Origin of the sequence: Lelliottia sp. AC1, from assembly GCF_023278595.1 — a bacterium.
In the GTDB taxonomy this organism is placed as follows: Bacteria; Pseudomonadota; Gammaproteobacteria; order Enterobacterales; family Enterobacteriaceae; genus Enterobacter; species Enterobacter nimipressuralis.
In genome coordinates this window covers 4,254,500-4,274,003 of the sequence record NZ_CP025699.1, presented here as the reverse complement: position 1 = coordinate 4,274,003, position 19,504 = coordinate 4,254,500, and the positions used below count along the sequence as shown (strand labels likewise).

16 protein-coding genes and 4 tRNA genes are annotated in these 19,504 nt (G+C 54.5%); 17 read left to right on the top strand and 3 right to left on the bottom strand.

Annotated elements, in window-relative coordinates; translation table 11 throughout:
• Complete coding sequence (rhlB, locus tag C0560_RS20320) at positions 1 to 1,269, bottom strand: ATP-dependent RNA helicase RhlB (protein ID WP_100778417.1); 1,269 nt, start codon at positions 1,267 to 1,269, stop codon at positions 1 to 3.
• A 144-nt stretch (positions 1,270 to 1,413) separates the two neighbouring features.
• On the opposite strand from rhlB, the gene trxA reads away from it, so the two are divergent.
• The 17 genes from trxA to C0560_RS20235 all read left to right on the top strand — a co-directional run bounded on the left by trxA (position 1,414) and on the right by C0560_RS20235 (position 16,547).
• Complete coding sequence (gene trxA / locus C0560_RS20315) at positions 1,414 to 1,743, top strand: thioredoxin TrxA (protein ID WP_002437994.1); 330 nt, start codon at positions 1,414 to 1,416, stop codon at positions 1,741 to 1,743.
• A 330-nt stretch (positions 1,744 to 2,073) separates the two neighbouring features.
• Complete coding sequence (rho, locus tag C0560_RS20310; RefSeq protein WP_061706582.1) at positions 2,074 to 3,333, top strand: transcription termination factor Rho; 1,260 nt, start codon at positions 2,074 to 2,076, stop codon at positions 3,331 to 3,333.
• 240 nt (positions 3,334 to 3,573) lie between these two features.
• Positions 3,574 to 4,677: a UDP-N-acetylglucosamine--undecaprenyl-phosphate N-acetylglucosaminephosphotransferase gene (wecA, locus tag C0560_RS20305; RefSeq protein ID WP_100778418.1), complete on the top strand. Its 1,104-nt coding sequence runs from the start codon at positions 3,574 to 3,576 to the stop codon at positions 4,675 to 4,677.
• A gap of 13 nt (positions 4,678 to 4,690) precedes the next feature.
• A complete protein-coding gene (wzzE, locus tag C0560_RS20300) occupies positions 4,691 to 5,737 on the top strand; it encodes an ECA polysaccharide chain length modulation protein (protein ID WP_100778419.1) in 1,047 nt (348 codons plus the stop codon).
• A gap of 56 nt (positions 5,738 to 5,793) precedes the next feature.
• Positions 5,794 to 6,924 (top strand): non-hydrolyzing UDP-N-acetylglucosamine 2-epimerase, encoded by a 1,131-nt coding sequence (wecB, locus tag C0560_RS20295; protein ID WP_102105666.1) that lies wholly within the window; start codon positions 5,794 to 5,796, stop codon positions 6,922 to 6,924.
• Positions 6,921 to 8,183 carry a UDP-N-acetyl-D-mannosamine dehydrogenase gene (gene wecC / locus C0560_RS20290; RefSeq protein ID WP_248859324.1) on the top strand — a complete coding sequence of 421 codons (1,263 nt, stop codon included), beginning with the start codon at positions 6,921 to 6,923 and terminating at the stop codon, positions 8,181 to 8,183. The genes wecB and wecC overlap by 4 nt, the downstream gene beginning before the upstream one ends.
• On the top strand, positions 8,180 to 8,857 hold the full coding sequence (rffC, locus tag C0560_RS20285) for a dTDP-4-amino-4,6-dideoxy-D-galactose acyltransferase (protein WP_248859322.1): 678 nt from the start codon (positions 8,180 to 8,182) through the stop codon (positions 8,855 to 8,857). The genes wecC and rffC overlap by 4 nt, the downstream gene beginning before the upstream one ends.
• A 4-nt stretch (positions 8,858 to 8,861) precedes the next feature.
• Positions 8,862 to 9,992 carry a dTDP-4-amino-4,6-dideoxygalactose transaminase gene (rffA, locus tag C0560_RS20280; RefSeq protein WP_107702634.1) on the top strand — a complete coding sequence of 377 codons (1,131 nt, stop codon included), beginning with the start codon at positions 8,862 to 8,864 and terminating at the stop codon, positions 9,990 to 9,992.
• A 1-nt stretch (position 9,993) separates the two neighbouring features.
• Positions 9,994 to 11,244: a lipid III flippase WzxE gene (gene wzxE, locus C0560_RS20275; RefSeq protein ID WP_181827013.1), complete on the top strand. Its 1,251-nt coding sequence runs from the start codon at positions 9,994 to 9,996 to the stop codon at positions 11,242 to 11,244.
• Positions 11,241 to 12,320 (top strand): TDP-N-acetylfucosamine:lipid II N-acetylfucosaminyltransferase, encoded by a 1,080-nt coding sequence (locus tag C0560_RS20270; RefSeq protein WP_248859321.1) that lies wholly within the window; start codon positions 11,241 to 11,243, stop codon positions 12,318 to 12,320. Before wzxE ends, C0560_RS20270 begins: the two co-directional genes overlap by 4 nt.
• The gene (gene wzyE / locus C0560_RS20265) at positions 12,317 to 13,666 is read left to right on the top strand and encodes an ECA oligosaccharide polymerase (RefSeq protein WP_248859319.1); all 1,350 of its coding nucleotides are present in this window, start codon (positions 12,317 to 12,319) and stop codon (positions 13,664 to 13,666) included. The genes C0560_RS20270 and wzyE overlap by 4 nt, the downstream gene beginning before the upstream one ends.
• A 12-nt stretch (positions 13,667 to 13,678) precedes the next feature.
• Positions 13,679 to 14,419 carry a lipopolysaccharide N-acetylmannosaminouronosyltransferase gene (wecG, locus tag C0560_RS20260; protein ID WP_100778429.1) on the top strand — a complete coding sequence of 247 codons (741 nt, stop codon included), beginning with the start codon at positions 13,679 to 13,681 and terminating at the stop codon, positions 14,417 to 14,419.
• Positions 14,420 to 14,613: 194 nt separating this feature from the next.
• Positions 14,614 to 15,996 (top strand): amino acid permease, encoded by a 1,383-nt coding sequence (locus C0560_RS20255; protein WP_100778430.1) that lies wholly within the window; start codon positions 14,614 to 14,616, stop codon positions 15,994 to 15,996.
• Positions 15,997 to 16,101: 105 nt separating this feature from the next.
• Positions 16,102 to 16,178 (top strand) — tRNA-Arg (locus C0560_RS20250).
• A 65-nt stretch (positions 16,179 to 16,243) separates the two neighbouring features.
• A tRNA-His gene (locus tag C0560_RS20245) sits at positions 16,244 to 16,319 on the top strand.
• A gap of 22 nt (positions 16,320 to 16,341) precedes the next feature.
• Positions 16,342 to 16,428 (top strand) — tRNA-Leu (locus tag C0560_RS20240).
• A 42-nt stretch (positions 16,429 to 16,470) separates the two neighbouring features.
• Positions 16,471 to 16,547 (top strand) — tRNA-Pro (locus C0560_RS20235).
• Between the two features lie 569 nt (positions 16,548 to 17,116).
• On the opposite strand, the gene hemY is transcribed toward C0560_RS20235, so the two are convergent.
• Together hemY and hemX are read right to left on the bottom strand one after the other, a co-directional pair.
• Positions 17,117 to 18,310, bottom strand: coding sequence for a protoheme IX biogenesis protein HemY (gene hemY, locus C0560_RS20230; RefSeq protein WP_248859318.1), 1,194 nt, complete (start codon positions 18,308 to 18,310; stop codon positions 17,117 to 17,119).
• Between the two features lie 2 nt (positions 18,311 to 18,312).
• Positions 18,313 to 19,500, bottom strand: a complete 1,188-nt coding sequence (hemX, locus tag C0560_RS20225; protein WP_248859317.1) for a uroporphyrinogen-III C-methyltransferase — start codon at positions 19,498 to 19,500, stop codon at positions 18,313 to 18,315.
• Between the last annotated feature and the right edge of the window lie 4 nt (positions 19,501 to 19,504).

Sequence of the window (19,504 nt, the reverse complement as noted above, 5' to 3'; positions counted from 1 at the left end):
TTAACCTGAACGACGACGGTTACGTGGTGCTCCGCCGGTGCGGCGTGGGCCATTGCCGGAGCGGGCGCGCGTGAGGCGCTTCGCCGGAGGCAGTTCACTCAACAGGGCTTCCGGATTGTATTTGCTCTGCGGAATGGAGTGGCCGATGTACGTCTCGATGGCAGGAAGGTTCAGGGCGTACTCTTCACAGGCGAGGCTGATGGAGTGGCCGCTTGCGCCAGCACGACCGGTACGGCCAATGCGGTGAACGTAGTCTTCGCAATCGTCAGGGAGATCGTAGTTAAAGACGTGTGTGACAGCAGGGATGTGCAGGCCACGTGCAGCAACGTCGGTTGCTACCAGAATATCCAGGTCGCCACGGGTAAATTCTTCAAGGATGCGCAGACGTTTTTTCTGTGCAACGTCACCCGTCAGCAGGCCAACGCGATGTCCGTCTGCGGCAAGGTGGCCCCAGATGTCTTCGCAGCGATGCTTAGTGTTGGCAAAGATAATGGCGCGATCTGGCCACTCTTCTTCGATCAGCGTTTGCAGCAGACGCATCTTCTCTTCGTTAGATGGATAGAAGAGCTCTTCTTTAATACGGTGACCCGTTTTCTGTTCTGGCTCGACTTCCACGTATTCGGCGTTGTTCATCTGTTCGAACGCCAGTTCACGGACGCGGTAAGAGAGAGTCGCAGAGAACAGCATGTTCAGACGCTGCGTGGTAGGTGGCATACGACGGAACAGCCAGCGGATGTCTTTAATAAAGCCCAAATCGTACATGCGATCGGCTTCATCGAGGACCACAACCTGGATGGCACCGAGGTTGATGTGATTTTGCTTCGCGTAGTCGATCAGACGACCGGTGGTACCGATCAGAATATCAACGCCGCTTTCCAGCACTTTGAGCTGTTTATCGTAGCCGTCGCCGCCATAAGCCAGCCCTAATTTCAGGCCAGTGGTCTGTGCCAGAGGTTCAGCGTCGGCATGGATCTGCACCGCAAGTTCTCGCGTTGGAGCCATGATCAGCGCACGCGGTTGGTTAACTTTTCGGTCAGCAATTGCTGGATGAGAAAGTAAATAATGAAACGTTGACGTCAAAAACGCCATCGTTTTGCCAGTACCGGTTTGCGCCTGCCCTGCAACATCGCGACCTGCCAGCGTGAGCGGCAGAGCGAGGGCTTGAATGGGCGTGCAGTTATGAAAGCCTTTATTTTCAAGGGCTTCGATAACTTTTGCGTGCAGGGCGAAGTCGGAAAACTTCTGTTCTGTTAAATGTGTTTTGCTCATAGTGTGGTAGAATATCAGCTTACTATTGCTTTACGAAAGCGTATCCGGTGAAATAAAGTCAACCTTTAGTTGGTTAATGCTACATCAACACGTCGTTGATTAATCCTACACCAACACGCCAGGCTTATTCCTGTGGAGTTATATATGAGCGATAAAATTATTCACCTGACTGACGACAGTTTTGACACGGACGTACTTAAAGCTGACGGGCTGATCCTCGTCGATTTCTGGGCTGAATGGTGTGGTCCTTGCAAAATGATCGCTCCGATTCTGGATGAAATCGCTGACGAATATCAGGGCAAACTGACGATTGCCAAGCTGAACATCGACCAGAACCCGGGCACCGCGCCGAAGTACGGCATCCGTGGTATCCCAACCCTGCTGCTGTTCAAAAACGGCGAAGTGGCTGCAACCAAAGTGGGCGCACTGTCCAAAGGTCAGCTGAAAGAGTTCCTGGACGCTAATCTGGCGTAAGGTTTCTCGGCCGGGGTCTGGATTCCGAAATTCTGTGGATCTCTGGACGCCCGGCTTTAGTCGTGCTAAGTTACCTATGACTTCGATTTAAACATACCTTGTCGTTCTGGTTTTACCCGATGCTTCCCATTGTTAAATGAACGATGCGAGAGGCAGATAGATTCCGGGCTTGTCACTCAATCCGTCTTGTCGTTTCAGTTCTGTGCTTCCCCTTTGACCAGACAGCGAACAGACATGAGTTGATGGCCGCTAACAGGCATGGATGACCCTGCCATACCATTCACAACATTAAGTTCGAGTTTCACCCCGAGTTTAAGAACCCACACCATTATGAATCTTACCGAATTAAAGAATACGCCGGTTTCTGAGCTGATCACTCTCGGCGAAAATATGGGGCTGGAAAACCAGGCTCGTATGCGCAAGCAGGACATTATTTTTGCCATCCTGAAGCAGCACGCAAAGAGTGGCGAAGATATCTTTGGCGACGGTGTCCTGGAGATATTGCAAGACGGATTTGGTTTCCTCCGTTCTGCAGACAGCTCCTACCTCGCCGGTCCTGATGACATCTACGTATCCCCTAGCCAAATCCGCCGTTTCAACCTCCGCACAGGTGACACCATTTCAGGTAAGATTCGTCCTCCAAAAGAGGGTGAACGCTACTTTGCGCTGTTGAAAGTTAACGAAGTTAACTACGATAAACCTGAAAACTCGCGCAACAAGATCCTGTTCGAAAACTTAACGCCGCTGCACGCTAACTCGCGTCTGCGCATGGAGCGTGGTAACGGTTCTACCGAAGACCTGACGGCTCGCGTTCTGGATCTGGCTTCTCCGATTGGTCGTGGTCAGCGTGGTCTGATTGTGGCACCGCCGAAAGCGGGTAAAACAATGCTGCTGCAGAACATCGCACAGAGCATTGCTTACAACCACCCTGATTGCGTGCTGATGGTTCTGCTGATCGATGAGCGTCCAGAAGAGGTGACCGAGATGCAGCGTCTGGTTAAAGGTGAAGTGGTTGCTTCTACCTTTGATGAACCAGCGTCTCGCCACGTTCAGGTTGCTGAAATGGTTATCGAGAAAGCGAAGCGTCTGGTTGAACATAAAAAAGACGTTATCATTCTGCTCGACTCCATCACTCGTCTGGCGCGCGCGTACAACACCGTGGTTCCTGCTTCCGGCAAAGTATTGACCGGTGGTGTGGATGCGAACGCCCTGCACCGTCCAAAACGCTTCTTCGGTGCTGCGCGTAACGTGGAAGAGGGCGGAAGCCTGACCATCATCGCGACCGCGCTGATTGATACCGGCTCCAAAATGGATGAAGTTATTTACGAAGAATTTAAAGGTACAGGTAACATGGAACTGCACCTCTCTCGTAAAATTGCAGAGAAGCGCGTCTTCCCGGCAATCGACTACAACCGTTCCGGTACCCGTAAAGAAGAGCTGCTCACCACCCAGGAAGAGCTGCAGAAAATGTGGATTCTGCGTAAGATCATTCACCCAATGGGCGAAATCGATGCAATGGAATTCCTCATCAATAAGCTGGCAATGACTAAGACAAACGACGAATTCTTCGACATGATGAAACGCTCGTAATACAAATAAACCCAGCCAACGCCACGTTTTTACGTGGCGTTTTCTTTTTTTGGACTATACGCTATAACCGCAGACTCCCATTTTTGACTAACCAGTGCGACAATTAGAATGTTTGTTGCGTCAAAAAGTAATTGATTGAAAAACATACAAAGGGAGTTGTAAGAGGCTGGCTTTAATCCTTCGGGAGCTATGGCTTCGTAGTTATACTTCCAGGACTAACTTTTGTTGAGAGCATGCATTGTGAATCTACTCACTGCGGTTACTGAGCTAATCAGTATATTTTTATTCACAACCTGTTTTTTGTTCATTGCGCGCAAGGTGGCAAAAAGAATCGGGTTAGTGGATAAACCCAATTATCGTAAACGCCATCAGGGCTTGATCCCATTGGTCGGGGGGATCTCCGTTTACGCGGGTATTTGCTTCACCTTTGGAATCGCAGATTATTATATCCCCCACGCGGCACTCTATCTGGCCTGTGCAGGGGTTCTGGTGCTGGTGGGCGCGCTCGATGATCGTTTCGATATCAGCGTAAAATTCCGCGCTTCGGTGCAGGCTGCAATCGGCATCATTATGATGGTGGTCGGTAAGCTCTATCTGAGCAGTCTCGGCTACATCTTCGGTACCTGGGAGATGGTGCTCGGTCCCTTCGGCTTCTTCCTGACGCTCTTCGCCGTGTGGGCTGCTATCAACGCCTTTAACATGGTGGATGGGATTGATGGCCTGTTGGGCGGTCTCTCGTCCGTATCCTTTGCCGCTATCGGCATCATTCTATGGTTTGATGGTCAGTACAGCCTGTCAATGTGGTGTTTCGCCATGATTGCGGCCATCCTGCCTTATATCCTGCTTAACCTCGGTGTGCTGGGCCGTCGCTATAAAGTCTTCATGGGTGATGCGGGCAGTACGCTGATTGGTTTCACCGTTATCTGGATTTTGCTGGAAACCACTCAGGGTAAAACCCACCCGATTAGCCCGGTAACGGCGCTGTGGATTATTGCTATTCCGCTGATGGACATGGTGGCAATCATGTACCGTCGTCTGCGTAAAGGTATGAGTCCTTTCTCGCCGGACCGCCAGCATATTCATCATCTGATCATGCGTGCAGGTTTTACTTCACGTCAGGCATTTGTGCTGATTACCCTTGCCGCCGCGCTGTTGGCAGGTATCGGTGTGGCAGCAGAATATGCGCACTTTATTCCTGAATGGGTAATGTTGGTATTATTCTTGCTAGCATTCTTCATGTACGGCTATTGCATTAAACGCGCATGGAAAGTCGCGCGCTTCATTAAACGTGTAAAACGCCGGATGCGTAGAAACAGTGGTAAAAATCCAACATTAACTAAGTAAAAACGGGATTGTGATGACTCAACCGTTGGCGGGAGCGAAATCAGTGGTAACTGAGAATGAGCTGGATGTTCGTGGTTTGTTTCGTGTTTTATGGGCGGGCAAACTGTGGATTGCTGGGATCGCGCTGGGGTTCGCGCTGTTAGCGCTGGCGTATACCTTTTTTGCGAAACAAGAGTGGAGCGCGACAGCGATTACCGATCGACCAACGGTGAATATGCTGGGCGGATTCTATTCGCAGCAGCAGTTCCTGCGTAATCTCGACATCAAAGCCAATCTGGCCTCTTCGGATCAGCCCTCCGTGATGGATGAATCTTACAAAGAGTTCATCATGCAGCTGGCTTCCTGGGATACGCGCCGTGATTTCTGGTCCCAGACCGATTATTACAAGCAGCGTATGGTCGGCAACAGTAAAGCCGACGCCGCACTGCTCGACGATCTGATCAACAACATCCAGTTCACGCCTGGCGACATCCTGCGCAATATTAACGATAACGTTAAGCTGATTGCCGAAACCGCGCCGGACGCCAACAACCTGCTGCGCCAGTACGTAGCATTTGCCAGCCAGCGCGCCGCGAGCCATCTGAATGATGAGCTGAAAGGGGCCTGGGCCGCGCGTACTATCCAAATGAAGGCGCAGGTCAAACGCCAGGAAGAGGTGGCCAAAGCCATTTTCTCCCGCCGCGTCCATAACATTGAACAGGCACTGAAAATTGCCGAGCAGCGCAATATCTCCCGCAGTGAAACGGATGTTCCGGCTGATGAACTGCCGGATTCAGAAATGTTCCTGCTGGGCCGCCCGATGCTGCAGGCACGCCTGGAAAATCTGCAGGCCGTTGGGCCAGATTTTGATCTCGACTACGACCAGAACCGCGCGATGCTCAATACCCTGAATGTCGGTCCTACACTGGACCCGCGTTTTCAGACCTATCGTTATTTGCGAACGCCTGAAGAACCTGTAAAACGCGATAGTCCGCGTCGCGCATTCCTGATGATCATGTGGGGGATTGTGGGCGCATTGACGGGCGCAGGCGTGGCGTTAACACGTCGTCGCACAAATTAAGAACGCCGTCTACGATGAAGGCTTCGGCCTTCATCACCTAATCGAAGAGAATCGATGTGAAAGTACTTACCGTATTTGGCACAAGGCCGGAAGCCATCAAGATGGCGCCGCTGGTCCATGCGCTGGCAAATGATCCCTGGTTTGAGGCGAAAGTTTGCGTTACCGCGCAGCATCGGGAGATGCTTGATCAGGTTTTAAATCTCTTTTCTATTGTCCCGGATTACGATCTCAATATTATGAAACCGGGGCAGGGATTGACCGAAATTACCTGCCGCATTCTGGAAGGGCTAAAACCTATTCTGGAATCGTTTAAACCAGACGTGGTTCTGGTGCACGGCGATACCACTACCACCATTGCAACCAGCCTGGCGGCATTCTATCAACGCATCCCGGTCGGGCACGTTGAAGCCGGTTTGCGCACCGGCGACCTTTATTCTCCGTGGCCTGAAGAGGCCAACCGTACGCTTACCGGTCATCTCGCAATGTATCACTTTGCGCCAACTGAAAATTCCCGGCAGAACCTGCTGCGCGAAAACATCCGTGATGACAAAATTTTCGTGACCGGCAATACGGTGATTGACGCCCTGATTTGGGTTCGCGATCGCGTGATGGCCAGCGACGCTCTGCGCGAAGAGCTGGCGGTGCGCTATCCGTTCCTCACCGCTGGCAAAAAGATGATCCTGGTGACGGGTCATCGCCGTGAGAGCTTTGGCCGTGGGTTCGAGCAAATCTGCCATGCGCTGGCGGAGATCGCCGCGCAAAACCCTGACGTCCAGATCGTCTACCCGGTCCACCTCAACCCGAACGTCAGCGAGCCGGTTAACCGCATCCTCGGCCATATCGAAAACGTGATCCTCATTGAGCCGCAGGATTATCTGCCGTTCGTCTGGCTGATGAACCACGCGTGGCTGATTTTGACCGACTCCGGCGGCATTCAGGAAGAGGCACCGTCGCTGGGTAAACCGGTGCTGGTGATGCGTGAAACGACCGAGCGACCGGAGGCTATCAAAGCCGGAACGGTACGCCTGGTTGGGACCGACACTAAACATCTCGTGGCAGAGGTGACACGCCTCCTGCACGATGAAAAAGAGTACCAGGCGATGAGCCACGCCCATAATCCTTATGGTGACGGGCAGGCCTGCAGTCGTATTTTGCATGCACTTAAACATAATCGGGTAACGCTATGAGTTTTTCTACCATCTCTGTCATTGGTCTTGGTTACATTGGACTGCCGACTGCGGCCGCTTTTGCATCGCGTCAAAAACAGGTTATCGGGGTGGATATCAACCAGCATGCGGTGGATACCATTAACCGTGGTGAAATTCATATCGTGGAGCCGGATCTCGACAAAGTGGTCAAAACCGCAGTTGAAGGCGGTTTTCTCAAAGCCAGCACAACGCCGGTGGAAGCCGATGCGTATCTGATTGCGGTGCCGACGCCGTTTAAAGGCGAGCATGAGCCGGATATGGTGTATGTCGAAGCGGCAGCAAAATCCCTTGCTCCAGTGCTGAAGAAAGGCGCGCTGGTGATTCTGGAGTCCACTTCTCCCGTCGGCGCGACGGAACAAATGGCCCAATGGCTGGCCGAAGCCCGCCCTGATTTGACCTTCCCGCAGCAGGCAGGCGAACAGGCGGATATCAATATCGCCTACTGCCCGGAGCGCGTTCTGCCCGGTCAGGTAATGGTTGAGCTGATCAAAAATGACCGCGTAATTGGCGGGATGACGCCCGTCTGCTCTGCGCGTGCCAGCGAACTCTACAACATCTTCCTCGAAGGGGAGTGCGTGGTCACTAACTCCCGCACGGCAGAAATGTGCAAGCTCACCGAAAACAGCTTCCGCGACGTCAACATCGCCTTTGCTAACGAACTGTCGCTCATTTGTGCCGACCAGGGAATTAACGTCTGGGAACTGATTCGCCTGGCGAACCGCCATCCGCGCGTCAATATTCTCCAGCCAGGCCCTGGCGTGGGCGGTCACTGTATCGCCGTGGACCCGTGGTTTATCGTGGCACAAAACCCGGAGCAGGCTCGCCTGATCCGCACGGCCCGCGAAGTGAACGACGGTAAACCGCACTGGGTAATGAACCAGGTGAAAGCCACGGTAGCGGATTGCCTGGCCGAAAGCGGCAAGCGCGCCAGCGAGATAAAAATCGCCTGCTTTGGCCTGGCGTTTAAGCCAAACATCGACGACCTGCGCGAAAGCCCGGCGATGGGCATCGCCGAGATGATTGCAAGCTGGCACACCGGTGAAACGCTGGTTGTGGAGCCAAATATTCATACCCTACCGAAGAAACTGACCGGGCACTGCCAGCTCGCGACGCTGGAAAACGCACTGAACACTGCAGACGTGCTGGTTCTGCTGGTGGACCATAGCCAGTTCAAAGCCATCAGCAGCGATGCGGTGCAGCAGAAGTATATTGTTGATACGAAAGGGGTGTGGCGTTGAGTGAGTTGCCCGGCGTACTTGAACCGCTAACCTGGGAGAGCCAATTTTTTGGTCTCACCTCTGCGGTAGTGCGCTTTCGCGACGATGCTCCGGTACTAACGGCGGCGGATTTTTCGCCGTGGGAAAGGGTACAGGCAAAAATTCCGGCGGGGCGCGCCGACTGGCTGGATGCCCTGCAAACGCTGGGTTTTCAGCTAGTGGAAGGCGAAGTCGATCTGAGTCTTGCCGTCACGCAGCACAGCCTGGCTGTCGCAGAAGTGGCGACCGAACAGGACATCCCCGCGCTGCGTCAGATGGCCGCGCAGGCTTTTGCGCAAAGCCGTTTTCGCGCGCCGTGGTATGCGCCCGACGCCAGCGGTCGTTTTTACGCCCAGTGGATTGAAAACGCCGTTAAAGGCACGTTTGACCATGAATGTCTGGTTTTCCGCGCAAACAGCGGTGATATCCAGGCGTTTGTCTCGCTGCGCCAATTGAGCGATAGCGAAGCGCGTATTGGCCTGCTCGCTGGTCGCGGAATGGGCGACAAACTTATGCAGGCCGCCCTGAGTTGGGCCGCGCAGCGTCAGTTATCAACTTTGCGGGTGGCGACCCAACTGGGCAACACCGCCGCGCTTAAACGTTACATTGCCAGCGGTGGCAACATTGATGCGACCGCTTACTGGTTATACAGGTGACAAGATGATTCCATTTAACGCGCCTCCCGTTGTGGGCACCGAACTCGATTACATGCAGTCTGCCATGGGCAGCGGCAAACTTTGCGGAGACGGTGGTTTCACCCGTCGCTGCCAGCAGTGGATGGAGCAGCGTTTTCACAGTGCGAAAGTGCTGCTGACGCCATCCTGTACGGCGTCGCTGGAGATGGCTGCTCTGCTGCTGGACATCAAGCCGGGCGACGAAGTCATCATGCCGAGCTACACCTTCGTCTCGACGGCGAATGCGTTTGTCCTGCGTGGTGCCAAAATTATCTTTGTGGATGTCCGTCCGGACACGATGAACATCGATGAAACCCTGATTGAAGCGGCGATCACCGATAAAACGCGGGCGATTGTGCCGGTACACTATGCGGGTGTGGCCTGTGAGATGGACACCATCATGGCCATCGCCAAAAAGCACAACCTGTTCGTGGTGGAAGACGCCGCGCAAGGCGTGATGTCCACCTACAAGGGCCGTGCGCTGGGTACTATTGGTCATATTGGTTGCTTTAGCTTCCATGAAACCAAAAACTACACGGCGGGCGGTGAAGGTGGCGCAACGCTGATTAACGACCGCGCGCTGGTGGAGCGGGCAGAAGTGATCCGCGAAAAAGGGACCAACCGCAGCCAGTTCTTCCGTGGTCAGGTCGACAAATACACCTGGCGCGATATCGGTTCCAGCTATCTGATGGCCGATCTGCAGGCCGCCTATCTCTGGGCGCAGCTCGAAGCGGCTGAGCGCATCAACCAGCAGCGTTTGACCCTGTGGCAGACCTATTACGATGCCCTGACGCCGCTGGCGCAAAAAGGGCGTATTGAGCTGCCGACGATTCCGGCAGACTGCGTTCACAACGCACATATGTTTTACATCAAACTGCGCGACAACGACGATCGCAGCAGTCTGATCGCTTACCTGAAAGAAGCTGAGATTATGGCGGTGTTCCATTACATTCCGCTGCACTCCAGCCCGGCGGGCGAAGCGTTCGGCCAGTTTGTCGGTGACGATCGCTACACCACGAAAGAAAGTGAGCGTTTGCTTCGTCTGCCACTGTTCTACAACCTCGCGCCGGTGAATCAGCGCACGGTGATTAATACCCTTCTGAGCTACTTCCGCTGATATGTCACTGGCGAAAGCATCGGTGTGGACCGCCGCGTCCACACTCGTCAAGATTGGCGCAGGGCTGCTGGTTGTAAAAATGCTGGCGGTGTCATTTGGCCCTTCTGGTGTCGGGCAGGCCGGTAACTTCCGTCAGCTCGTCACCGTACTCGGCGTGCTTGCCGGGGCCGGTATTTTCAACGGTGTCACCAAATACGTAGCGCAGCATCACGACGATGAGGCCGCGCTGCGTCGGGTGGTCGGCACGTCCTCGGCGATGGTGCTCGGGTTCTCCACGCTGCTGGCCATCGGCTTTTTACTGGCGGCCGCGCCTGTCAGTCAGGCACTCTTCGGCAATACCCATTACCAGGGGCTGGTACGTCTGGTGGCGCTGGTGCAGATGGGGATCGCCTGGGCTAACCTGCTGTTAGCCTTAATGAAAGGTTTCCGTGACGCCGCCGGAAATGCGCTGGCGCTGATTCTGGGCAGCCTTATCGGCGTGATCGCCTATTATGTCTGCTATCGTCTTGGCGGCTATGAAGGCGCGCTGCTTGGTCTGGCGCTGGTTCCGGCACTGGTGGTCATTCCCGCCGCGTTTATGCTGATGCGCAGGCGCACTATTCCCCTGAGCTATCTCAAGCCGCAGTGGGACAAAATTCTGGCGGGGCAGTTAGGGAAATTTACCCTGATGGCGCTCATCACTTCCGTCACGCTCCCCGTGGCGTATGTGATGATGCGAAACCTGCTGGCAGCGCACTACAGCTGGGATGAGGTCGGGATTTGGCAGGGTGTCAGCAGTATTTCTGACGCCTATCTCCAGTTTATTACCGCCTCGTTCAGTGTCTATTTGCTGCCGACTCTGTCGCGGTTGACCTCCCGACAAGACATCACCCGCGAAATTGGCCGCTCACTGCGTTTTGTGCTTCCTGCGGTGGCTGCCGCGAGTTTAACCGTCTGGCTGCTGCGCGACGTCGCCATCTGGCTGCTGTTCTCTGCGAAATTTACCGCGATGCGCGACCTGTTCGCCTGGCAGCTGGTGGGCGATGTCCTGAAAGTGGGTGCTTACGTCTTCGGCTATCTGGTGATTGCCAAAGCCTCTCTGCGGCTGTATATCCTGGCAGAGATTAGCCAGTTCACGCTGCTGACCGGTTTCTCGCACTGGCTGATCCCAACGCATGGCGCGCTGGGGGCGGCTCAGGCCTATATGGCCACTTACATTGTCTATTTTGCTGCCTGTTGCGGCGTATTTTTACTTTGGCGTAGACGCGCATGACTGCACTGATTCACGTGTTGGGTTCGGATATCCCGCATCACAACCGCACAGTATTACAGTTTTTTAATGACTCGCTGGCGGCCGGCAGCGCCGACGCGCGCGAGTTTATGGTCGCGGGCCAGGATAAGGGGCTAAGCGCCGCCTTTCCTGCGCTGTCGTTAAGCTTCTGGCCGGATAAATCCGCGCTGGCAAACGCGGTGATCGCTAAAGCCAAAGCCAACCGCGAGCAGCGTTTCTTCTTTCACGGCCAGTTTAATACCGGCCTGTGGCTGGCGTTGCTGAGCGGCGGCATCAGGCCTGCGCAGTTTAACTGGCATATCTGGGGCGCGGATCTGTATGAAGTGTCGCGTGGCTGGAAATTCCGCCTGTTCTATCCCCTGCGCCGTATGGCTCAGGGGCGCGTTGGCTGCGTGTTTGCGACGCGCGGCGACCTGAACTTTTTCGCGCAACAACACCCAAACGTGCGCGGCGAACTGCTCTATTTCCCCACGCGTATGGACCCTGCGCTGAACACGATGGCGAACGATACGCAGCGCGAAGGCAAGCTGACCATACTGGTGGGCAACTCCGGCGATCGCAGTAACGAACACATCGCAGCGCTGAAAGCCGTGCATAAGCAGTTTGGCGACACGGTGAACGTGATTGTGCCGATGGGCTATCCTGCACATAACGACGCGTATATTGCGGAAGTCCGTCAGAGCGGGTTGGCGCTGTTCAGCCCGGATAATCTGCAGATCCTTAGCGAAAAGCTCGAGTTTGACGACTACCTGGCCCTGCTCAGAAAATGCGATCTCGGCTACTTCATCTTTGCGCGCCAGCAGGGGATTGGCACGCTGTGCCTCCTGATTCAGGCCGGCGTTCCGTGCGTGCTTAACCGTGAAAATCCCTTCTGGCAGGATATGGCGGAGCAGCACATTCCGGTGCTGTTTACCACGGACGATCTCAATGAGGACGTGGTGCGCGAAGCACAGCGTCAGCTGGCGTTGGTGGATAAAAATGCCATCGACTTTTTCAGCCCGAATTTTCTCACGCCCTGGCATCAGGCGCTGCGGATAGCTGCAGGAGACAAAGCATGAGCCAGTTGGAATTTAGCGGCTTACTGGTGATTTGGCTTCTGGCCTCGCTGTTTATCGGCACGCTCACCTGGTTTGAGTTCCGCCGCGTGCGCTTTAACTTCAACGTCTTTTTCTCGCTGCTGTTTCTGCTGACCTTCTTCTTCGGCTTCCCGTTGACCAGTATTCTGGTCTTCCGCTTTGACGTGGCCGTCGCCCCGCCAGAAATTCTGATGCAGGCCCTGTTGTCTGCTACCTGTTTCTACGCGGTGTACTACGTCACCTATAAGACCCGTTTACGTCCGGTGAACCACGCGCCGCGCCGTCCACTGTTCACCATGAATCGGGTGGAAACGCACCTGACCTGGGTGATGCTGATGATTATCGCGCTGGTAAGTGTCGGTATTTTCTTCATGCATAACGGCTTTTTGCTGTTCAAACTGCACTCTTACAGCCAGATTTTTTCCGCCGAAGTGTCCGGCGTGGCACTTAAGCGTTTCTTCTATTTCTTCATCCCCGCGATGCTGGTGATCTACTTCATGCGTCAGGACAGCAAAGCCTGGCTGTTTTTCCTGGTGAGCACGGTGGCCTTCGGTCTGCTGACCTATATGATCGTCGGCGGGACGCGCGCGAATATCATCATTGCCTTCGCGATCTTCCTGTTTATCGGCATCATTCGCGGCTGGATCTCGCTCTGGATGCTGGTTGCGGCAGGGGTGTTTGGGATTGTCGGCATGTTCTGGCTGGCGCTCAAGCGTTACGGCATGGACGTGAGTGGTGACGAGGCGTTTTACACCTTCCTGTACCTTACCCGAGACACCTTCTCGCCGTGGGAAAACCTGGCGCTACTGCTGCAAAACTACGACAAAATCGACTTCCAGGGGCTGGCCCCCATCGCGCGTGATTTCTACGTCTTTATCCCGACCTGGCTGTGGCCCGACCGGCCTGGCGTGGTGCTGAATACGGCGAACTACTTTACCTGGGAAGTGCTCAACAACCACTCTGGTCTGGCGATCTCCCCGACGCTGATTGGCTCGCTGGTGGTGATGGGCGGCGTGTGGTTTATCCTGCCGGGCGCCGTGGCTGTTGGGCTTATCATCAAATGGTTCGACTGGCTTTATGTGCGCGGGAACGAAGAGACCAACCGATATAAAGCGGCAATTTTGCACAGTTTCTGTTTTGGTGCCATTTTCAATATGATCGTGCTGGCGCGTGAAGGGCTGGATTCGTTTGTGTCACGCGTGGTGTTTTTCATGGTGGTCTTTGGTCTCTGTCTGCTGCTGGCGAAACTGTTGTACTGGCTGTTTGATAGCGCGGGCCTGATTCACCGACGACTGACGCGGGCAACCAGCACGCTTTCCCAAGTCTGAGTAAGGATAATAATGACTGACAATACCTCTGCGCCGGTCTATGCGCTGCGCGGCCTGCAGCTCATCGGCTGGCGTGATATGCAGCATGCGCTGGATTATCTCTGCGCTGATGGGCAGATCAAATCTGGCACCCTGGTGGCCATCAATGCCGAGAAAATGCTGGCGATTGAAGATAACGCGGAAGTGAAAAGCCTGATTGAAGCCGCCGAGTTTAAATATGCCGACGGCATCAGCGTGGTCCGTTCAATTCGCAAAAAGTTTCCGCAGGCGCAGGTCTCTCGCGTTGCCGGCGCCGATCTCTGGGAAGCGCTGATGGCGCGGGCAGGGCAGGACGGAACGCCAGTATTCCTGATTGGCGGTAAACCCGATGTGCTGGCGCAGACGGAGCAGAAACTCCGTGCGCAGTGGAATGTTAATATCGTGGGTAGCCAGGATGGCTACTTCAAACCCGAGGATCGTCAGGCGCTGTTTGAACGCATTCGCGACAGCGGCGCGAAAATCGTGACCGTGGCGATGGGCTCCCCGCGCCAGGAAATCCTGATGCGCGACTGCCGTCTGGTTTACCCGAATGCCCTGTATATGGGCGTTGGCGGCACCTACGACGTCTTCACCGGCCATGTGAAGCGTGCGCCAAAAGTGTGGCAAAACTTAGGGCTGGAGTGGTTATATCGCCTCTTGTCCCAGCCGAGCCGCATCAAACGACAGATTAAACTCCTGCGCTATCTGGCCTGGCATTACACCGGCAAAATGTAATCAAAATGTAGCGCGATGTGCTATTCGCGCTGCAACCCGCCTGCAAAACTGCTGCGTTTCTGTGCAATACGTTCATTTTTTTAATGCATCGTTTGCCATTTAGCAGGATTTAAGAAACCATTCCTCCCCGTATTTCAGTACCCAAAAATAATAACCGGCAAAAGTCGGGCAACAGCAAACACAACCGAGGATTTATGGCAGAGAAAAAACCTGAGCTTCAGCGTGGGCTGGAAGCTCGTCACATTGAATTGATAGCGCTAGGCGGCACTATCGGCGTCGGCCTGTTTATGGGCTCCGCAAGCACGCTTAAATGGGCAGGCCCGTCGGTCTTACTGGCGTACATCGTCGCGGGATTGTTCGTCTTCTTCATCATGCGCTCGATGGGCGAAATGCTGTTCCTTGAGCCGGTTGCCGGTTCATTCGCCGTTTATGCGCACAAGTACATGAGCCCCTTCTTCGGCTATCTCACGGCCTGGTCTTACTGGTTTATGTGGATGGCGGTGGGGATATCGGAGATCACAGCGATAGGTGTCTACGTCCAGTTCTGGTTCCCGGAAATGGCACAGTGGATACCCGCGCTAATCGCCGTAGGGCTGGTAGCGCTTGCGAACCTTGCGGCTGTGCGTCTGTACGGCGAAATCGAATTCTGGTTTGCGATGATTAAAGTCACCACCATTATCGTGATGATTGTGGTGGGGCTGGGCGTGATCTTCTTTGGCTTCGGCAACGGCGGGCAGGCGATTGGCTTTGGCAATCTGACCGAGCATGGCGGCTTCTTTGCGGGCGGCTGGAAGGGCTTCCTGACGGCGCTCTGTATTGTGGTTGCGTCCTATCAGGGGGTGGAGCTTATCGGTATCACCGCCGGGGAAGCGAAAAACCCGCAGGTCACGCTGCGTAGCGCGGTCGGCAAAGTGCTGTGGCGTATCCTGATTTTCTACGTGGGCGCGATTTTCGTTATCGTCACCATCTTCCCCTGGAACCAGATTGGCACCACCGGTAGCCCCTTCGTGCTGACCTTCGCGAAAATTGGTATCACGGCGGCGGCAGGGATTATCAACTTCGTGGTGCTGACGGCAGCGCTCTCAGGCTGTAACAGCGGTATGTACAGCTGTGGACGTATGCTCTATGCACTGGCGAAAAACCGTCAGCTTCCGGCGGCGATGGGTAAAGTCTCCCGCGCTGGCGTGCCTGTAGCGGGCGTAACGGTCTCCATTGCCATTCTGCTGATCGGCTCGTGCCTGAACTACATCATCCCCAATCCGCAGCGCGTGTTCGTCTATGTCTACAGTGCCAGCGTGCTGCCGGGCATGGTGCCGTGGTTTGTGATTCTGATTAGTCAGCTGCGTTTCCGTCAGGCGCACAAGCAGGCGATCGCCAGTCACCCGTTCCGCTCCATTATGTTCCCGTGGGCGAACTATTTAACGATGGCGTTCCTGATTTGCGTCTTAATCGGCATGTACTTTAATGAAGATACCCGCATGTCGCTGTTTGTCGGGATTATCTTTATGGCCGCCGTGTCGATTGGCTATAAGCTTTTTGGTCTCAGCCGCCACGCTGAAATCCAGAAAGTGGAGTAATAAGCGACAAAATGCACAAAGCGTAACCAAACGCGCATTATTTTCAAAAAAGCACTAGACAGCAGACCGAGACCTCCGTAATATCCAGCCCCGCAACGGCGCTAAGCGCCCGTAGCTCAGCTGGATAGAGCGCTGCCCTCCGGAGGCAGAGGTCTCAGGTTCGAATCCTGTCGGGCGCGCCAATAAAGTAGTGTGGCGTTCGAGCTGCGGTGGTAGTAGTACATACCGCGTGAAAGAATAAGTAGTGGTGGCTATAGCTCAGTTGGTAGAGCCCTGGATTGTGATTCCAGTTGTCGTGGGTTCGAATCCCATTAGCCACCCCATTATTTGATAAGTTGTGACATTGCGACGGTGGCGGAATTGGTAGACGCGCTAGCTTCAGGTGTTAGTGTCTTAACGGACGTGGGGGTTCAAGTCCCCCCCCTCGCACCACGACTTAACGAATTGAACTAAAAATTCAAAAAAGCAGTACATCGGCGAGTAGCGCAGCTTGGTAGCGCAACTGGTTTGGGACCAGTGGGTCGGAGGTTCGAATCCTCTCTCGCCGACCAATTTTGAACCCCGCTTCGGCGGGGTTTTTTGTTTTCTGTCGTTTATTCCTCTGTTGTCATTTCCCGACAACGTTAATTCAGTTTGTCGCGATTCAGAGACAGCTAATTCACTGTTTTGTATGACTATTATTCTTTAGCGATAATTGTGTCGTTCTCAGGAGACACTTGCGCCAAATTTAGGTCCTTTTCAGCTGTTCTGAATACCCCATCAAAATAAAAATTCCTTTCTTCTTATCATGTTGCGAAATGTAAAACTTCTTTTTGTAACCCTGGCACGTAACGTGCAATAATATACGCGTAGATGCTCATTCCATCTCTTATGTTCGCCTTAGTGCCTCATAAACTCAGGAATGACGCAGAGCCATTTAAGGTGCTTATCGTCCACAGACAGATGTCGCTTCGGCCTCATCAAACACCATGGACACAACGTTGAGTGAAGCACCAAATATGTTGTCAAACAGACCTGTTTAACGCCTGCTTTTATAGCAGGCGTTTTTTTATGGGCGATCCTCAGGATTGCGGCAATAAAAAAGGAGGCCCATGGGCCTCCTGATTCGCACTGCTTAAGCTTACTGACCGTTGTTCTGCAACGTTAACAGCAGGCCATCGCGACGCATGGCAGCGGCTTCTTCCGGCTTGTGCTGTTTGTCCAGCGTATCGGCCAGCCAGGCGTAGTCAAACGCATCCGGGCGCTGTTTCAGCGCTGCGCGGAAAGCGAGACTTGCCTCCTGCCATTCGCCGTGTTTCATCAGCGACTGGCCCAGCGTACTCCACAGCAGCGGGCGGTCCCCCACGGTTTTGATCTGCTGGCGCAGCATCTTTTCCATCTGCTCAGGATTGTTGGTTTTAAGGCGTGGGATCACCATCACCAGACGGTCATCATACTGGCGTTTCAGGCCATCAAGGATGATCTCCTGCGCTGTGTCATGATCGTCACATTCGATGAGATGTTCGGCCATCGCCACCTGCAGTGGAACCTGCTGGCGCGTTTTGCGGCTCTGATTTTTCCACCAGGTTTTCAGGCCATCGCTGCCCAGATCGGCTCGCGCCTGATCCATCAGACCAATCCACGCCTGGCGCTGCAGCTCATCACGATGCTCATCATCGCCCACGTTGGCTTTCGCCATCGACGGGATGATATCCAGCAGTGAACCCCAGGCGCCAGTGCTGATATAAGCCTGCTCGGCAAGACGCAACACTTCCGGATGGCGCGGGGTGATCTCCAGCAGACGGTCAACGCCATGACGCGCGGCGTGATTCTCATTGCGTGCCAGCTGGATGCGCACGCGGGTAATTTCTACTGGGATCTGATCATTCGATGCCAGCTCAGATGCGCGCTCCAGATGCTGATTCGCACGCGCTTCATCCCCACGCTGCTGGGCCGCTTCGGCGGCTAACAGATAGTTCACCACCGGCTGCTCGGCATGGTCGGCATTTTTCGACATCAGCTTTTCAACCTGCTGATAATCGCCTTCGGCCAGTTTAAGCAAAGCCTGTTCAGTCTGTTTGCGCGCGCGGCGGCGTTTGCGGCCAACGAACCAGCCACGGGTGTGCGCACCGGTACGGAAGATGCGGCGCAGGATCCATTCGATCGCAAACAACACCACCATGGTGAGGATCGCGATGATCACCAGACCCGTCACGCTGGTTTCAATGTTGTAGTTATCGGTCTGGATCAGGACATAGCCCTGATGGCCAGCAATCAGCGGCCCGAGGACGATCCCTGCGATCAACAATAAGAAGAGTAATAAGACTTTTAACATGATCACTCTCCTTGAGGTGCGCTTTCAGGGGCTGGCGCAGGGGCTGCTGCATCCGGCTGCGCTGCAACGCCAGGCTGGGCCAGCAGGTTGCGCACGCGGGTTTGCATCAGTTTTTCCAGAATCGGCTGGCTTTCGAGTTTGTCCGGGACATTCATGGTGATATTTTGCTGGCTGAGATTATCAACATCGTCCAGGAACGCGGTCGTCGTGGCATCGCTGGTATCGTAGTAAGCACGTACCCACGTTGAAACATTATCCAGCGCCTGCTTGTAGGTCTCTTCCTGGTGACGCGGGACGGCCTGCGCCGCAACCAGCAGTCGGGAGCGGATGTTCTCGCGCAGATAGACGTCCTGATTTGGCGCTAACAGCGGAACAGCGGTTTCGTCGCGGCGGCGGACGGTGATAAAGCTGTCCATAAAGTTCTGCCAGCTTTTTTGCAGATTGATACGCCACTCGCTCAGGGAGCTGGACAGCTCCGTGCCGTCGGAATCCATCGGGGAGTCGTCGTCGTTGTTATCCGCGAGACGCAGGTTATCAATCGAATTCGACAGCTGATTGACCTTCAGAATGATGCCGTCGTAATCGACCTGCGAAACGGCACCCAGGCTGGCGATATCTTCGGTAATAGCGCGACGCGCGGCAATCAGGCTCGGGTCGTTCATGTCGGCCAGGCTGGCGTCGGCGCTTTTCAGCAGCGCGGCGGCGGTGGTGACATCCTGATCGCTCCACAGCTTACGTCCGGCCAGTTTGACCAGGAAATCGGCCTGAGAGAGCAGCCAGGTTTTGGCATCGGTGCCGGAAATGGTCGCCACTTTTTGCTGCACTTCGCCGAGCTGTTTCGTCAGCTCTTCCTGGCGAGAGTTGGCTTCGGCCAGCTGCGTAGACTGCTGCTTAATGACACCTTCCAGCTCTGCTTTCTGCGTCTCCTGCGCTTTTTGCAGGGCGGTGATTTGATTCACCAGCGCATCGCTGGTGACCATCTGGTTAGTGGCCTGTTTTTTTACCAGACCGTATAAACCGACACCGGCCGCCAGGGCAATGGCGATAGCTATCGCGCTCAGCGCCAGGCTGGTTTTATTGCTGCCGTTTTTTTTCTCAACAGTGTGTTCAGTCTTTTCTGGCTGCGGCGGGGTGGCCACAGTCTCCCTGGTCTCTTCAACCACGGCGGAGGATTTTTCTTGTTCCGTCATTATG

Bases quoted from the DNA above. Each gene is read 5' to 3' on its own strand.
- rhlB (WP_100778417.1), bottom strand. From the start codon at position 1,269: ATGAGCAAAACACATTTAACAGAACAGAAGTTTTCCGACTTCGCCCTG.
- trxA (WP_002437994.1), top strand. From the start codon at position 1,414: ATGAGCGATAAAATTATTCACCTGACTGACGACAGTTTTGACACGGAC.
- rho (WP_061706582.1), top strand. From the start codon at position 2,074: ATGAATCTTACCGAATTAAAGAATACGCCGGTTTCTGAGCTGATCACT.
- wzzE (WP_100778419.1), top strand. From the start codon at position 4,691: ATGACTCAACCGTTGGCGGGAGCGAAATCAGTGGTAACTGAGAATGAG.
- wecC (WP_248859324.1), top strand. From the start codon at position 6,921: ATGAGTTTTTCTACCATCTCTGTCATTGGTCTTGGTTACATTGGACTG.
- rffA (WP_107702634.1), top strand. From the start codon at position 8,862: ATGATTCCATTTAACGCGCCTCCCGTTGTGGGCACCGAACTCGATTAC.
- wzxE (WP_181827013.1), top strand. From the start codon at position 9,994: ATGTCACTGGCGAAAGCATCGGTGTGGACCGCCGCGTCCACACTCGTC.
- C0560_RS20270 (WP_248859321.1), top strand. From the start codon at position 11,241: ATGACTGCACTGATTCACGTGTTGGGTTCGGATATCCCGCATCACAAC.
- wzyE (WP_248859319.1), top strand. From the start codon at position 12,317: ATGAGCCAGTTGGAATTTAGCGGCTTACTGGTGATTTGGCTTCTGGCC.
- wecG (WP_100778429.1), top strand. From the start codon at position 13,679: ATGACTGACAATACCTCTGCGCCGGTCTATGCGCTGCGCGGCCTGCAG.
- C0560_RS20255 (WP_100778430.1), top strand. From the start codon at position 14,614: ATGGCAGAGAAAAAACCTGAGCTTCAGCGTGGGCTGGAAGCTCGTCAC.
- hemY (WP_248859318.1), bottom strand. From the start codon at position 18,310: ATGTTAAAAGTCTTATTACTCTTCTTATTGTTGATCGCAGGGATCGTC.
- hemX (WP_248859317.1), bottom strand. From the start codon at position 19,500: ATGACGGAACAAGAAAAATCCTCCGCCGTGGTTGAAGAGACCAGGGAG.